Here is a 347-nt window from a genome sequence, read left to right on the forward strand (position 1 = left end):
CTAATCCGCTTTCGCTCGCCGCTACTGACGGAATCACTTTTGTTTTCTTTTCCTGAGGGTACTTAGATGTTTCAGTTCCCCTCGTCTGCCTCTACACTACCTATGTATTCAGTAGTGAGTACGTATCTATTATGATACGCAGGTTTCCCCATTCGGACATCCCCGGATCACAGCCTGCTTACGGCTCCCCGAGGCATTTCGTCGTTCGCCACGTCCTTCTTCGGCTCCTGGTGCCTAGGCATCCTCCGTGTGCTCTTATTAGCTTAACCAATGCTTCGTTATACATTTCAAAAAACATATAACTCCACGTAATCAAGATCAAAAGATCTAAGGATGATTCAGCATTT

General features: G+C 46.1%; 1 rRNA gene. It reads right to left on the reverse strand.

From position 1 onward, the window contains the following. Positions 1 to 269: ribosomal RNA gene (locus ACZYR9_RS27620) — 23S ribosomal RNA — on the reverse strand; the annotation flags it as partial. Positions 270 to 347: the final 78 nt, after the last annotated feature.

The organism is Paenibacillus sp. F024 (genome assembly GCF_057814255.1).